14 protein-coding genes are annotated in these 15795 nt (G+C 41.7%); 7 read left to right on the top strand and 7 right to left on the bottom strand.

The features are described from left to right. Positions 1 to 439: 439 nt before the first annotated feature. On the bottom strand, positions 440 to 1966 hold the full coding sequence (gene lysS, locus HUK62_RS06335) for a lysine--tRNA ligase (RefSeq protein ID WP_176537393.1): 1527 nt from the start codon (positions 1964 to 1966) through the stop codon (positions 440 to 442). Positions 1967 to 2244: 278 nt separating this feature from the next. Here lysS and HUK62_RS06330 point away from each other — a divergent pair, with 278 nt between their 5' ends. Beyond that, a complete protein-coding gene (locus tag HUK62_RS06330; protein WP_062034108.1) occupies positions 2245 to 2751 on the top strand; it encodes a YqiA/YcfP family alpha/beta fold hydrolase in 507 nt (168 codons plus the stop codon). 36 nt (positions 2752 to 2787) lie between these two features. Here the strand turns inward: HUK62_RS06330 and HUK62_RS06325 are convergent, their stop codons facing one another. Further along, the gene (locus HUK62_RS06325; RefSeq protein WP_058869209.1) at positions 2788 to 3330 is read right to left on the bottom strand and encodes an adenine phosphoribosyltransferase; all 543 of its coding nucleotides are present in this window, start codon (positions 3328 to 3330) and stop codon (positions 2788 to 2790) included. 515 nt (positions 3331 to 3845) lie between these two features. Here HUK62_RS06325 and rubA point away from each other — a divergent pair. The 4 genes from rubA (at position 3846) to oxyR (ending at position 7169) form a co-directional block, all read left to right on the top strand. Further along, a complete protein-coding gene (gene rubA, locus HUK62_RS06320; protein ID WP_004694381.1) occupies positions 3846 to 4010 on the top strand; it encodes a rubredoxin RubA in 165 nt (54 codons plus the stop codon). A 68-nt stretch (positions 4011 to 4078) separates the two neighbouring features. Continuing rightward, positions 4079 to 5257 carry an FAD-dependent oxidoreductase gene (locus HUK62_RS06315; RefSeq protein ID WP_176537392.1) on the top strand — a complete coding sequence of 393 codons (1179 nt, stop codon included), beginning with the start codon at positions 4079 to 4081 and terminating at the stop codon, positions 5255 to 5257. Between the two features lie 57 nt (positions 5258 to 5314). Then, positions 5315 to 6253 carry an alpha/beta hydrolase gene (locus tag HUK62_RS06310; RefSeq protein WP_004694383.1) on the top strand — a complete coding sequence of 313 codons (939 nt, stop codon included), beginning with the start codon at positions 5315 to 5317 and terminating at the stop codon, positions 6251 to 6253. 13 nt (positions 6254 to 6266) lie between these two features. Then, positions 6267 to 7169, top strand: a complete 903-nt coding sequence (oxyR, locus tag HUK62_RS06305; RefSeq protein ID WP_087010525.1) for a LysR family transcriptional regulator OxyR — start codon at positions 6267 to 6269, stop codon at positions 7167 to 7169. Between the two features lie 87 nt (positions 7170 to 7256). On the opposite strand, the gene ppk1 is transcribed toward oxyR, so the two are convergent. After that, positions 7257 to 9341, bottom strand: a complete 2085-nt coding sequence (gene ppk1 / locus HUK62_RS06300) for a polyphosphate kinase 1 (RefSeq protein WP_176537391.1) — start codon at positions 9339 to 9341, stop codon at positions 7257 to 7259. A gap of 110 nt (positions 9342 to 9451) precedes the next feature. Then, positions 9452 to 10126 carry a monofunctional biosynthetic peptidoglycan transglycosylase gene (gene mtgA, locus HUK62_RS06295; protein ID WP_004694386.1) on the bottom strand — a complete coding sequence of 225 codons (675 nt, stop codon included), beginning with the start codon at positions 10124 to 10126 and terminating at the stop codon, positions 9452 to 9454. Between the two features lie 77 nt (positions 10127 to 10203). On the opposite strand from mtgA, the gene HUK62_RS06290 reads away from it, so the two are divergent. Continuing rightward, positions 10204 to 11019: a rhomboid family intramembrane serine protease gene (locus tag HUK62_RS06290; RefSeq protein WP_176537390.1), complete on the top strand. Its 816-nt coding sequence runs from the start codon at positions 10204 to 10206 to the stop codon at positions 11017 to 11019. A 30-nt stretch (positions 11020 to 11049) separates the two neighbouring features. Here the strand turns inward: HUK62_RS06290 and HUK62_RS06285 are convergent, their stop codons facing one another. Genes HUK62_RS06285 through HUK62_RS06275 form a run of 3 tightly spaced genes read right to left on the bottom strand, consistent with a single transcriptional unit; the run spans position 11050 to position 14975 of the window. After that, positions 11050 to 13539, bottom strand: coding sequence for an FtsX-like permease family protein (locus tag HUK62_RS06285; RefSeq protein ID WP_176537389.1), 2490 nt, complete (start codon positions 13537 to 13539; stop codon positions 11050 to 11052). 1 nt (position 13540) lies between these two features. Next, the gene (locus HUK62_RS06280) at positions 13541 to 14209 is read right to left on the bottom strand and encodes an ABC transporter ATP-binding protein (protein ID WP_176537388.1); all 669 of its coding nucleotides are present in this window, start codon (positions 14207 to 14209) and stop codon (positions 13541 to 13543) included. A gap of 19 nt (positions 14210 to 14228) precedes the next feature. Next, on the bottom strand, positions 14229 to 14975 hold the full coding sequence (locus tag HUK62_RS06275; protein WP_005262957.1) for an IS5-like element ISAba31 family transposase: 747 nt from the start codon (positions 14973 to 14975) through the stop codon (positions 14229 to 14231). Between the two features lie 165 nt (positions 14976 to 15140). Here HUK62_RS06275 and HUK62_RS06270 point away from each other — a divergent pair, with 165 nt between their 5' ends. Further along, positions 15141 to 15782, top strand: coding sequence for an arylesterase (locus tag HUK62_RS06270; RefSeq protein WP_176537387.1), 642 nt, complete (start codon positions 15141 to 15143; stop codon positions 15780 to 15782). Positions 15783 to 15795 lie beyond the last annotated feature (13 nt).

The following is a 15795-nucleotide window of genomic DNA, read 5'->3' as shown; positions in this document are numbered from 1 at the left end:
CTTATTACACTTTTAAAAATATATATTCATTATAAAGATTTAGTTATACACACTATTGCTTGTTTTATTATATTTATATGCAAAAACCTCATATAAAACAAAATTGATAAGCCCTATAAGTTTTATTCAACAATTATATATCCCCCAAATAAACTCAAATATTACATCAACTTCATTCAAAGTATTCAGCCTATTTACCAATTCACCCTTCAATTTTCCTCTAATTTTCTGCTAGGTAATACATCTACAAATACCTAAAGTCGGTTTTATTTCAGTTCTATATATGTGACTCACCAAACTCGCAACCTAGAAGACTAAAAAGCACACTACAGACCAGCTTGTTGATTATATATCAACATGATAGCAAATAAAGTTAAGCTAATTGCACGAGCCATAAAAAACCCGCAATGAATGCAGGCTTTTTATGTTCAGATCAAACTTAGTTTTTATGACGCATGTGTGGGAACAGAATCACATCACGAATACTTGCTGCATTAGCGAATAACATGACTAAACGGTCAATACCGATACCCTCACCCGCTGTCGGTGGTAAACCATACTCAAGTGCTTCAACAAAGTCTGCATCGTAGTGCATTGCTTCATCGTCACCCGCGTCTTTTTCTGAAACCTGTGCTTGAAAACGTTCAGCTTGGTCAATTGGGTCATTCAACTCGGAGAAACCATTCGCAAGTTCACGGCCACCAATAAAGAACTCAAAACGGTCCGTAATGTGTGGGTTATGATCATTACGACGTGCCAATGGCGATGTTTCAGCTGGATATTCTGTAATGAAAGTCGGTTGACGTAGCTGAGTTTCAACAGTTTCTTCAAATACGATGGTTTGAAGTTTGCCCAGACCAAAACCTGGTTTTACCTGTTCTTTCAGCTCTTCTTGCACAAATTTTGCCAAGAATTCACGATCATTGACATTTTCAGGCATGAACTGTGGGTTGTGTGCAAGAATGGCATCAAACATTGAAATTTTCTTGAATGGGCCTTTGAAGCTATACACTTCTTCACCATAAGGCACATCAGTTGAACCCAAAATGTCCAGCGCTAAACGCTCAAGCATATTTTCGGTAAGTTCCATCAAGTCTTTATAGTCGGCATAAGCTTGATAGAATTCAATCATGGTGAATTCTGGGTTATGACGCGTCGAAACACCTTCGTTACGGAAGTTACGGTTAATTTCAAACACACGCTCAAAACCACCAACAACCAAACGCTTTAAGTAAAGCTCAGGCGCGATACGTAAGAAAAGTGGCATATCCAAAGCATTATGATGCGTTTCAAATGGGCGCGCTGATGCTCCACCTGGAATCACATGCATCATCGGTGTTTCTACTTCCATGAAACGCTGCTCAGTTAAGAAGGCACGAATGCCTGAAACCACTTTGGCACGGATTTCAAAAGTCTTACGTGTTTCTTCGTTCACAATCAGGTCAAGATAACGCTTACGATATTTAACTTCAGTGTCGTTTAGACCATGAAATTTATCTGGAAGTGGACGAAGTGACTTGGTTAAAAGCTCAAAGTGTTCAATATGTACATAAAGGTCACCTTTACCTGAACGACCGATATAACCTTTCACCGCGATAATATCGCCAAGATCTAAGCTCTTAATGGTTTCTAAAGTTTCTGGTGCTAATTCTTTACGCGCCACATATAACTGTATACGACCCGTCATATCTTGGATCACGATGAATGAACCGCGGTTCAACATCACACGACCCGCTACAGACACATAAACATGCTCTGCTGCTTCAATTTCTTCTTTGCTTTTGTCTGCAAATTGATCTTGTAAGTCTTGCGCATAATGTTCACGTTTAAACGTGTTTGGCCATGGGCTAGTGCCCGTTTGTTTGGCTTGATCTTCAATCTGCTTTAACTTGGCATGACGCTGTGCAATTAAATCGTTTTCGGAAATGGCTTGTTCAGAAGTCGATTGAGCGTTTTGTTGCGTCATCTCTGCCTCGTATATGTATTAAAAAACGGAAGTTGCATAGCATAGCAGAATTCCAGACGAATGAGCATCATCAAAAACCACGCGGTATATAAAAAAGTATACATCCTGTTTATTTCTGAGCTTATACGCCCACCGTATAAAAGGTCTGTCTATTTCTTAGACCAAAAGCTAACTTCATTTCACGGTTAATCCCTCTACAATGGACATTATAAATCGTGGAAAAGTAAACTTTTCTCCACTCATAAAATAATTTAGTTTTTTTAATTGAATGATAAATCATGAGCAGATGCGAATCTAAAATTTTGTTTTTGCATGGATTAGACTCCTCACGTGAGTCCACTAAATTCCATGCCATTGATGCAAAGCAGAAATTTTGTATCGATATCGATTATCGCTATCTCAATTTTTCTACCGTAGCCAGTTTCTACGACGATATTATTGAAAAAATAAAACCTGAAATTATTGTTGGACATTGTATTGGTGCGTATTGGGCATTGAAAATGTCGCTACTGCATCAAATTCCGTGTGTGATTGCCAACCCACGCTTAGCCCCTGACTTCCGCGATGATTACCCGAGCATTAATGATACTGACTTAGATCACAATGTACCGCAAGTGGCCTATTTAGAGCTGGGAGATGAATTAATCGATATGTACGCGGCACAGGAGATTTTAGAAAATTACATGTTGATTCAAACGGTTGAAGGTGGACATCACCGACTACTTAAACCTGAAAATATTAATCAACTGATTGAACATTTAGAACAACAATATTTATATAAATAAAAAAAGCCTTGGATGTCCCAAGGCTTTTTAATCTGCTTACGCCGCAACAGATTCTGGTTTTGATTTGTCATCTAATACTGACCAAATCTTTAAACCTAAGTCAGCATGCAAATCAGGCAAATCAAGAAAAATACTGGCACCTAGCACTTCATGATTACATTTTGCCACTAACTGTTTAACGGCTTTTAATGTCCCGCCTGTCGCTAAAACGTCATCTACAATAATCACTTTTTGCGATGGAGTATTGGCTGCCATTTCTAAACGGTCTAAACCGTATTCCAAACTATACCCCACACCCACGACTGGTGGTGGCAGCTTGCCTGCTTTGCGCACCAACAATAAACCTTTACCTAAACGTTGTGCCAATAAGCTCGCAAGGACAAAGCCACGCGCTTCTACAGCAACAAAACTGTCTACTTCCGCTAACTGCTCAGCAGGAATACTTGCAATTAACGCGTCGGTTAAAGGCTCAATATTGCTCATAAACAATGGTGTTAAATCGAAGAAACAAATCCCAGGTTTTGGAAAATCTTGGACCGTACGAATGTGCGACCACAACGTTGTAGACAAGTTGTTCATAGGAGATCAATAAAATTTGAAAAGGAATAGATGAATTTTACAGCTTTATCTGTTAAAAAAACAGTCAAGCACTGGCTATGCAGCCGACTGAACAACCAAAATATTTATGTAAGTTATTGTTTTTAATTAAATCATTTTTTTAATAAATATTAGGTATAGATGTACTCAATGTTAAAATAGCAATTTAATTCTACATTTGAATCACGACCATAGTCTATATTTTTAAGGATTTTAAAAGACCAGCTGATTGAAAAAACACAGCTTTTTGACTTGCAATCATCTATATCTTTCACACTTTTGCAAAATACGATCTGGTTTTAAATGATACGTTTTGTCCTGATCATCGCTTTTAGCAGATAGATTCAATCATTAAACTCCGATATTTACTTTACATTCGTATTAGAACTGCGTAAAAATTTAGGTTAGCGAAGCATGCTAACCACTCAGATGAATAGCAGCTTGCGTAATGGATTATTTTGCTGAACCCTTTCTTGTTCAGCGTTTTGGAGAGTCAAATGAAGAAGTATCAATGCATCGTTTGTGGATGGATTTATGACGAAGCAGAAGGTTGGCCACAAGATGGCATCGTAGCGGGAACGAAATGGGATGATATCCCTGACGATTGGACTTGCCCAGATTGTGGCGTGTCAAAAATCGATTTTGAAATGGTTGAAATCTAATTCATAGTGTTAAAGACCATGCAGCATGGTCTTTTTTTACGTCTTTAAAATAATCTCTGGAGAACCTTATGCATCCCATCGTCATCATTGGCTCAGGTATGGCAGGCTATGCTGTAGCACGTGAATTTCGCAAGCTGAACCCTGAACAAGAGCTGCTTATGCTATGTGCAGATGATGCGACTAATTATGCCAAACCAACATTGTCCAATGCCTTTGTTGCCAACAAAGCGCCTGAACAAATTGCTTTGGGTGATGCAGAGAAAATGGCAACACAACTGAAAATGCAAATTGCCACGCATACTTGGGTGAAAGAGATTCATGCTGAACAGCAGCAGTTAACCGTTATTAAAGATGGCGCTGAATCTACACAGCCCTACTCTCAATTGGTTTTAGCGGTAGGTGCAAACCCAATTCGCTTAGCCATTGCGGGCGATGGAAGTAATGACATTCAAGTTGTAAACAATCTAGACGACTATAAAACCTTCCGTGCAAAACTTGAAAAACGTGCAGACAAGCGTGTAGTCATTTTAGGTGCAGGTCTCATCGGCTGCGAATTTGCCAATGATTTACAACATACAGGCCATCAAGCTACCGTCATCGACTTGGCAAACCAGCCTTTGGGTCGTTTATTGCCAGCGCATGTTTCAAGTGCCTTTAAAGAAAACCTTGAAGCAACAGGTATTCATTTTGTCCTTGGCACCACAGTTGAAAAAGTGTCTAAAATTGAAAATGGTGACTATGTTGTGACCTTAGCCAATGGTCAGTCTTTGGTCGCAGATGTAGTCTTATCTGCGATTGGTCTACAACCAAACATTTCCCTTGCAAAAGAAGCAGGTATTCAAACCAGTCGTGGCATTTTGACCAATGCACAACTTGAGACGAATCAACCACATATCTACGCCGTCGGAGATTGTGCTGAAGTCAATGGACTCTTGCTGCCTTATGTCATGCCGATCATGCAGCAAGCACGCGCTTTAGCGAAAACCTTAAATGGCGAGACCACTGCGGTGCATTACCCTGCTATGCCTGTAGCAGTTAAAACACCTGCTGCGCCGCTCACTGTTTTACCTGCACCAATTGATGCAGAGGTGAACTGGGAAACTGAAGAGTTAGATGATGGCATGATTGCCAAAGCCCTAGACAGTCAAGGCACACTTCGCGGCTTCGTACTGCTTGGAGCAACCGCAGCGAAACAACGTTTAGCATTAACAAAACTGGTTCCAGACTTGATTCCAGCACAGGTTTAGAGTTTAAATAAAAGGATATTTATAACAATAGATGTCCTTTATGTGAGGATTACAATAATGAATAGCGCACTCCAATATAATCTTTCACCCTATACCTCTTTCATGCGCGAAACCAAAGTCGACTTAGGCAATGGTATTGAACTCCATGTCGAAATCGGTGGCGAAGACCATCATCCGACCATTGTTTTGATCATGGGCTTAGGAGCACAGCTGTTATTTTGGCCTGATTTCTTCTGCAAATCTCTGATTGATCAAGGATTCCGTATCATTCGCTTTGATAACCGCGATATTGGTTTATCTTCAAAAATTAAACATCAAGGGCCACGCTTAAATACCCTCAAACTAATGGGGCGCTTTGCTTTAGGTTTAGATAACCGTGGTGCACCTTATGACTTATATGACATGGCTGACGATGTAGCACTACTCTTAGACCGTTTAGGTTTAGATGAAAGTTATGTGATTGGTGCATCCATGGGTGGTATGATTGGGCAAATTCTAGCAGCGCGTCATCCACAGAAGGTCAAAAAGCTCGGCCTAATGTTCACCAGTAACAACCAACCTTTACTGCCGCCGCCTTTTCCAAAGCAACTCTTTAGTCTAATTGGTCGACCTGAATCGACCGATGAAGAAGGAATTGTGAGCCACTCTTTGAAAGTGTTTAAGATCATTGGCTCGCCTGATTATCACAATCCAATCGAGTCAATTCAGACTTCTCGCAAATTATATCGCCGAAGTTATTACCCTGCGGGTGTACTTCAACAGTTTTTAGCAATATTATGTACAGGTTCTTTATTGCAACTGGACAAACAGATTCAACAACCGACCCTTGTGGTACACGGTTCGCGAGACCGTTTACTCCCGCCTAGTCACGGAAAGGCGGTTGCAAAGGCAATTATGGGCGCTAAATTTGAATTAATTGATGGAATGGGGCATGATATCCCACCGCACTTCATTCCAAATCTTAGCGAATTATTTGCACAACACTTTAAATCATAATCATTAGGACACTATGGCTGCATTACCATCCTTAAGACAGCTGTCATATCTCGTTACACTGTCAGAAACGCTGCATTTTACTGAAGCTGCACGCCGTTCATTTGTAACCCAATCGACTTTGTCGGGCGGGATTATGGAGCTTGAACGCCTACTCGGTGGCGTACTTGTAGAGCGTGATCGCCAAAATGTGCGCTTAACTCCTCTAGGCGAGCAAGTCGTTGCTCGTGCTCGTGTTCTACTGGCAGATGCTCAAGACCTGATGCGTTTAAGCCGAGAAATGAGCGAGCCTTTAACTGGTGATTTACATCTAGGTGTTATTCCAACCATTGCGCCATTTATTCTGGCGCAATTGTTAGATGAAGTGCATAAGCAACTCCCTAAAATTCAACTACATTTGCACGAAGCGCAAAGTGAGAAAATTGTAGAGAAACTCGAACATGGCAATTTAGACATGGTCGTTTTGGCTCTACCTTTTGATACACGTGGCTTAAAAGTTGCTGAAGTCGCAAAAGAAAGTTTGTTTTTGGTCTGCAATAAATCAGATATCGCAAGCCAAGCCAAATCGCTGGATGACTTAGACCTTTCGCGTTTAATGTTGCTTGAAGAAGGCCACTGCTTACGTGACCACACTTTAAGTGCCTGCCCAATTGGTGAACGTAAGAATGACCATCGCTTAAAAGCGAGTTCTTTACCGACCCTTGTGGAAATGGTATCGGCTGATCTTGGTTTTACCCTATTACCGGAAATCGCAATTCATACCAATATGATTAAAGCGAATCCAGAGTTGATGGTCAAACAAATTGAAGCTGCTCCAAGCCGTATCTTGGCTTTGGTGACACGTAAAAGCACGCCGCTACAAAGCGAATTTGATGTGCTATTACAAATCCTACAAAAAATTACTCAAAATCTGCACTAAGCTTATTTTAGTGCATAAAAAAGGAGTCAAACATGACTCCTTTTTTTGTACCTAAATCTTTAGTAGACTCAAGCACAACCCCTAAAGTTATTTAATCACATCTAGCAAATAACGCTGTGCATTATGCTCGGTTTCGCCTTCAGCAGGTGTGGCACGAAGCCAAGTTCCATCACCCTGTAGTAACCAAGCTTGTTGATTATCCTGCAAATAGGTCAATAAACCTTGTTGATAAATACGTTTTTTCAAAGCTGGATCTTCAATTGGGAAACATGCCTCAACACGATTAAATAGATTTCGATCCATCCAGTCGGCGCTCGAACCATAAATACGCGCATCGCCATTATTACTAAAATAGAAAACACGCGTATGTTCTAAGAAGCGCCCCACGATCGAACGTACACGAATGTTTTCCGAAAGCCCTGGCAAGCCCGGGCGTAGACAACAAATTGAACGAATAATGAGATCAATTTGTACACCTGCTTGTGATGCCTCATACAGCTTGTTGATCAGTTGCACTTCGGTTAGTGCATTCACTTTCACAATAATCTGCGCTTTCTTACCTGCTTTCGCATTGGCAATTTCGTCATCAATAAAGTTGATCAGTTGAGCATGGAGCGTAAATGGCGCATGAAGTAGCTTTTTCAGCTTCGCCATTTTCCCCATACCTGTCAATTCTTGGAAAATACGGTGTACATCTTCACACAACTCTTTATCGGTCGTAAGCAAACCATAGTCGGTATAAATACGTGCATTACCCGCATGGTAGTTACCCGTTCCCAAGTGCACATAACGAACGAGTTTATTATTTTCACGGCGTACCACAAGAATCATTTTGGCATGAGTTTTATAGCCCACAATGCCGTAAACAACCACAGCACCCGCTTCTTGTAGCACATTTGCCACTTCGATATTTGACTCTTCATCAAAACGCGCACGCAGCTCAATCACCGCGGTAACTTCTTTACCATTACGCGCCGCTTCTGCTAGGACTTGTACAATTTCAGAGTCTGCACCACTGCGATAGAGGGTTTGCTTAATCGCCAACACTTGTGGGTCACGTGCAGCTTCACGCAACAAGTTAATCACAGGTGCGAAAGACTCAAACGGATGATGTAGTAAAATATCCTGCTTCTGCATTGCAGAGAACATGCTTTCCGACTTTTTCAACACTTTAGGAATAACAGGAATATGTGCGTCATACCGTAGATGTGGACGTTTAAAATTGGACAATAAACGCGCCAAGTTCACAGGTCCTTCGACTTTATACAACTGCTCCTGATGCAGATCAAATTCATCTAGCAAGTAGTTATAAATATGTTCTGGACAGTTTTGTGTAACTTCCAAACGTACTGCTCGTCCAAAACGACGTGAACTTAACTCACCTTTCAGTGCTTTGGCTAAGTCTTCAACATCTTCGTTGAGCGCCAAATCAGCATTCCGTGTGACACGGAACTGATAACAGCCTGTAGCTGTCATCCCTGGGAACAAGTCAGAAACATGCTCATGGATAATCGCTGAAAGCATCACATGATGCTCTTTTCCAACTGTGAGTTCATCCGGTAGACGAACCACACGTGGCAATGAACGTGGTGCAGGAACAACGGCCAAATCAATCTGACGCCCAAATGCGTCTTTCCCTTCCAAAGTCACGATAAAGTTGAGACTTTTATTCACTAAACGCGGAAATGGATGCGCAGGGTCAAGGCTAATCGGTGTTAAAACAGGTGCAACCTGTTCTTGGAAATATTTCTTCACCCATGAGGACTGTGCAGGTGTCAGTTCCCCACGGCGTAAGAAGCAAATGTCTTCCTCACGTAGTTTCGGCAGAATTTCATCATTGAGAATACGATACTGACGTTCAATTGCGGCATGTGCGGTTTGCGAAATTTGATCGAGTACTTGGCGTGGAGTTAAGCCATCGGGGCTACGGCTTTCATTGCCCAGATCCAACTGTTCCATGACGCCCGCAACACGAATTTCAAAGAACTCATCTAAGTTACGTGAAAAAATCAGTAAGAAATTCATCCGTTCTAACAGCGGATGTAAAGGATCTACGGCTTGTTCCAATACACGTAAATGGAAATCTAATATCGATAACTCACGGTTAATATAGCGATCGTTATACGCGTATTCAGGTTGTAGTATCGGAGATGTGCTTGCTGCCGTATTCATAGCTAACCTTTGATTATTTGAATGCGTTTTATCCTGATAAGTATGCTTCAATTTTGTGACAATTTCATAAAAAAAAGCCCATAAATTTGGGCTTTTTCACATTAATCAAATTAAGGGATATCGCTATAGCGCATATACTTTCGAATCATGCGCTCACGGTTTTGCAACTTACGGTCATTTTGATGGTCTTGGTAGTATTTCGGATTGGGTAAAATGGCCGCTAAAAAGACCGCCTGCTCTCGGCTTAAGCTACGTGAACTTTTACCAAAGTAGTGTTGGGTTGCAGCTTCCACGCCATAGATATTATCGCCAAACTCCACCGAGTTTAGGTATACCTCTAAGATGCGTTCTTTGCTCCACATCCGTTCCATCATCCAAGTTGCAACAGCTTCTTGACCTTTACGAATGAATGAACGCTTGTTATATAAAAATAAGTTTTTGGCCAATTGCTGAGAAATTGTTGAACCACCGGCAACCACTTTGCCCGTGTCATTATTACGTTCAAGCGCCGCTTGAATGCCATCCCAGTCAAAACCATGATGTTGCATAAATTTGCCATCTTCAGCCGCAACAATAGCTTTTTTCATGTACTCACTGATCTCGTCATAATCACGCCATTCGTGTTGAATGGGTTTAGATGGCTCAGACCAATAATCAATCCGCATAAACATGGTGGTTTCCACTGGCTTGTAACGCCACCACGCTAGGCTTGCAAAAATCCACAACTGTACCAAAAGCACGAAGCTGACAACGACTAACAAACTACGAACAATAAAAGCTTTCATGCCAGTGGCTTACTCCAAAAATCATTTTTATTCATGCTAAGCTGAGGCAAATATAGCAAAATTTTAGCAAGAATAGCATGACCGAGCTTACACCTCCGCAAATCAAAACAAAATTCGACGTACATTTATGGTGGATTACCGCCGTCATTATTGCCGTGAATGTTGGACTGTTTTTTTGGCAAGTCCTGCATGGCATGGATGTCAGCAATCCAAGTACGGCTGATGCCATACGCTGGGGAGCAGACTATGCACCGCTCACCTTCTTGACTGAACCGATGCGTTTATTGAGCAGTATGTTCTTTCATTTTGGCTTGGTTCACCTCATGTTGAACATGTGGGCGCTGTATATTTTTGGCAGTGTGCTGGAGCAAATTTTTGGACGTGTCTATTTTCTTGCGCTATATGTTCTTGCTGGTCTCATGGGTAGCTTGCTCAGTGGTTATATTGCCATTCAAGACAGTTATGAACTGATTCGTGTGGGTTTAGCAAACCCTGAACTCTTGCCGCGTGTCGGTGCAGGGGCTTCAGGTGCCGTCATGGGACTGGGCGCAGCACTGACGGTTCTATCGCTACTACCGATGCTCCCACAGCAACGTTTTATTTTAGATAAAAAGACTTTGCTCATCGTGATGGGAATCAACTTAGCCATGGGCTTTATGATTTCAGGGATTAACAATGCCGCACATATTGGCGGCATGTTGATGGGTACTATTTTGGCGGCACTTTGGTATCTCTCCCAAAAGACACAGCAGCGTTGGATTATGCCGCTGAGCCTTGCTTTGGCAGCCTGCGGTTCGTATTGGTTTTACTTACACTGCCAAAACCTTGTGGTCTATATTCAACCCTTATGGTCAGAAGTGTTAATGATGATGCGTCAACAGCTCAATTTCTAAGATTCAACGCTTAACATGTTAAGAGATCAATCACGATTGATTGATCTCTCTCAAACTTTGTAAAGGCGGAATATCACTGAGATAACTTAAGCGATAACGCCCAATCAGCGCGCAGAGTAAGGTCATGAACAGTGGTAAAATGAGCCAGATTTCCCAGTGTGGCTGAATAGCTAATCCCATGCGATAACATGCTACTGCACTTATTGCTTCAGCAAATAAACAAGAAACCACACCTGCCATAAAACCAATAAAGCCAATTTCTAGACTGAGCATAGTTCTGAGTTTTTGCTTGGAACCACCAAATGAACGTAAGAGCGCCACTTCACGTTTACGCTCATCCATAAGTAAGTTCAGGCAAGCAATTAAAACCAGAATACCTGAAATACTCACTAAAACTGCAAGGATCGTGACAATCTGCACCAGCACCGTCACGATGCGCTTAATTTCATCTAAAATTAAACTGACATCAATAAAGACGGTGTTGGAAAATTGTTGAATGATACTGACCAATTTCGCTTTGTCTGACTCAGGAACATAGAAACTGCCCAAATAACTGCCCGCATTTTCATCCATGGTCTGTGGCGCAAAAATAAAGAAGAAGTTTGGGCTAAAACTTTCCCATTCTACAGTTCGTAAGTTCGCCACTTTGGCGTGAATGACACCCTCAGGTAAGCTAAAGGTCAGTTGATCCCCCACTTTTATCTCAAGCTCTGTTGCGGTATTGGCTTCTACCGAAACTTGTCCTTTTGCTGTGAGTTTTGATGCGCCAGAGACAATTACATTATCTTTAGGATAACGGTCTGCTTGAGTCAAATTTAATTCGCGGCGTAAGGAATTATTTTGCTTCACCAAATCCTCAGCAAAAGGCTGTCCATTTTTGGCAATCAGTCTACCTCGAATATTCGGATAGAGCGGCGTACTGTTCCAGTGGTTCTGCTCAATTTGTGCTTTTAACTCAGGCATGTCAAAAGGCGGTAAACCATATACAAACTGATTGGGCGTTCCCGCAGGGATTTGCTGCTGCCAACGCTCTAACAAATCGGTTCGTAAGACGGCTAAGACCGTAATTAAACTAAGCCCCAAAGCCAAAGCGGTAATCTGAAACGCAGTCTGGTAAGGTGTGCGGACATAAGCAGAAACCGCATTTTTCAAGCCACGGATAAACTTCAAACTCAGCCAAACCACACTGTATAACACTACACATAGAAGGATAATTGCACCAATCACCATGGCTGTCAGTACCATGTTTTCAGTCAGAACAATACTAAATAATACAAGACTTGCCGTTCCTGCGAGCAACATCCAAAACATAGACGAAACCGATTTTTCTTGACTGCGAATGACTCGGATCGGTGGGGTATTCAAAAGTTCCCAAAAACTCGGTAAGACAAAACCCAGAAGTACTACGGCACTGGTCAACATGGCAATCGGAATCGGCCCGAGCAGCATATCCCACGCTGAAAATGCAATACTTAAGTGTGGAATCAGTTGTAACATTAGCTGTAACAGGCCATAACCCAACCCTACCCCCACTGCACTCCCGACCAGCATGGCAAGCAAGAACACCACACCCAACAAGCTGAGATAAGCCCAGAGAATTTGTGACTTCGCCGCCCCCATACAACGCAATAGCGCAATGTGATCTTGGTTTTGTTGTACAAAGCGCTGACTGGTCAAAGCAATCGCAATTCCACACAGCAAAATCGTTAAAATATTCGCTAACTGCAAAAAAGTGTCCAAATTTGCAATTGGTTTCATTAAGCGGGTATTACCCTCACTGGCATTGCGTAAGCGTAAGCTGTTTTGTGGCTCTTCAGCATTGACACTTTGAGCTGCCGCACTGACCTCTTCAGACAATACATTCTGCTTCTTAAAAGTTGCTTCAAACTGCTGAGTATTTTGTGCTGTACCTGCCATCAGTAGACGATAGTCAATACGACTACCGACTTGTATAGCATTGGTCTTGGCAATATCTGCTTTTGAGATAATCACCGTCGGCGAGAACCCCGAAAAGCCTAACTCTTGATTGGAATCATGCTCAATCAAGCCTGTGATCTTAAACACACCATCTGCAATATTGAGTTGATCGCCCAGTTTAACCCGTAGCAAATCCATAGCACGCTGACTCAACCAAGCTTCACCTGAAGCAATATGCTTAGCAGCAGGCTGAATACGTAACTCTCCGCGCAGAGGGAAGGCTTGATCGATGGCTTTGACATTAACCATAACAAACTGATCATCGGTATATGCCATCGAACTAAAGACAGTGACTTCAGATTGCGTTAAATCAAGAGCTGTCGCTTGTGCTTTCCATTTCGGGTCGAGTTTTTGGCTGTCCGTTAAAACCAAGTCCCCTGCTAGCATCTCAGCGGCTTGAAGCGCTACGGCATTTTGAATTTGCTCATTACTAAACTTCAGCGCGGTCGTTGCACTGATCGCGAGAATCAACGCAATAATCAATAAATACACACCGCTACTTTTAAAACTTTGCTTCAGTAAGGGTTGAAATAGCGAATTCATTTTATCCTCCCGTTCGAGGATGTTCGATCAACTGTCCATCGAGTAATTCAAAATGGCGCTGGCACTGTTCTGCAAGCGTATGGTCATGCGTCACTAAAATCAGGGTCGTACCCAACTCACGGTTCAATTGAAACAATAATTGCTCAATTTCTCGCGCAGTTTGACTGTCTAAGTTTCCTGTTGGTTCATCGGCAAAGATAATTTTTGGCTCAGCAATCAATGCACGAGCAATTGCGACGCGCTGCTGCTCCCCACCCGAAAGTACCTTCGGTGTTTGGGTGGCTTGTCGCTCTAATCCAACCTTTTGCAACAAACTCAAAGCGCGTTGCTCCGCTTCAGCGAAGTTAAATGATGCATGAAGCCGTAACGGGAGCATCACATTTTCAACCGCAGTCAGGTGTGGCAGCAGTTGAAAGGACTGAAATACAAAGCCAATATGCTTTAAACGCACCTGTGCACGCTGTTCTTCATTGAGCTTGGAAATACTTTCACCACAAACGATTAACTCACCATCGCTGGCCTGATCTAAAGTCGCCAAAATACCCAGTAAGGTAGATTTTCCAGAACCTGAACGTCCTGTAATTGCGACTTGTTCACCTGCTAATATGCTCAGACTCAAATCTGAGAAAATGGTCAGTTCTTTTTGCGGAAGTTTAGGGTCTGTTGACACTTACTGTTCATAATTAACCCTATAACGGTAGCCATAAAAATATACAGGCTAAGGCAACAGAACTTTGATAATTTCTTTTGAGCTTGTCATATCGAGTAGCTATTCCTCTAAATTGCTTTAATCTACAAAACATATTTTCAACTAAATGCCTGATTTTATATAAATACCAGTCCATATGGTCATTGTTCGATTGGCTATTCGTTTTCTTTGGTATATTCGCTTTAGTCCCTGTTTTCCTGATCTGTTCACGCAGTGGTTCTGAATCATAGCCTTTATCTGCGCATACCACTTTTGTCTCTTTTAAATCTAATGTTGATATTAAATCAGGCGCAACTTTAACATCATGTGTGGTTCCATCGGTAATCATGAAATCAATAGGATTACCATGTGCATCAACAATCAAATGTATTTTTGAGGAGTTTCCTCCTACACTTTTAGAAATAGATTGATTCGCTATGCCGGCAGAATGTTGATGAGCACGTACATGAGAGCCATCAATAAAAATCCATTCCATATCGGGGCATGAGGCTAGTAATTTGAATAATCTAAGTAACTTACCGCTGCTTGACCAACGATTAAAACGTTTGAAAATAGAGTTTGAATGACCAAAACAAGAAGGAATATCTCGCCACGGACAACCTGTTCTAATTCTATAGAGAATAGCTTCAATAAAATTGCGTAAATTTGAGTTGTGGTGAATGGATAAATTACGCAGAATAACTTTCAACTTTTGCCAGTGTTGATCTGTCAGCATGGTACGAGGCATAGCGAATAGTAAAATTGGGTTTGGTGATTTGATTTTACTACTTCGCTATTTTTTTAAGCTAAAAGTGTCAACACACCCTAATCTTTTGTGTCAGTTGCTGGGCAGAAATAATCACTTGTGGCATGATGCTTACATCACTATGAACTTGGGTCATAACATCCCTATATGCAAATATTCGTGCAAAATCGCAAATTTAAAAAACGTATCAGTTCATACTTGGTTTTGCTTGCACTGTGCCTAAGCCCCACTTGGGTTTTTGCAAAAACCGTGATGGTTTTAGGAGATAGCATTAGTGCAGGTTATGGCATAGAACCACAGCAAGCATGGGTAAATTTACTGCAAAAACGGTTAGACCAACAGTATCCGAAACAACACAAAGTGGTCAATGCCAGTGTGAGTGGTGAAACCACCAGTGGAGCTTTGGCTCGTTTACCCAAACTGTTGCAAACGCATAAGCCAAATGTGGTGGTGATTGAGCTTGGAGGGAATGATGGACTCCGTGGTCAACCCCCTCAGATGATTCAAAAAAATTTAGCGCAACTGATTCAACAGAGTCAAAAAGCCAATGCCACTGTGGTTGTCTTGGGAATGAAAATGCCACCAAACTATGGCACAGCCTATAGCAAGGCATTTGAAAATAATTACAAAGTGGTCAGTCAACAATACAAAGTTAAATTGCTGCCCTTCTTTTTGGAAGGTGTAGCGGGAAATAAAAGCTTGATGCAAAAAGATTTGGTTCATCCAAATGGCAAAGCACAGCCTATTTTATTAAATTTAGCTTATCCCTATATAAAAGGCGCTTTATAAAGCGCCTTTTACT

Source organism: Acinetobacter sp. NEB 394, from assembly GCF_013374795.1.
Taxonomy (GTDB): domain Bacteria; phylum Pseudomonadota; class Gammaproteobacteria; order Pseudomonadales; family Moraxellaceae; genus Acinetobacter; species Acinetobacter johnsonii.
This window is presented reverse-complemented; position numbering and strand designations above follow the sequence as displayed.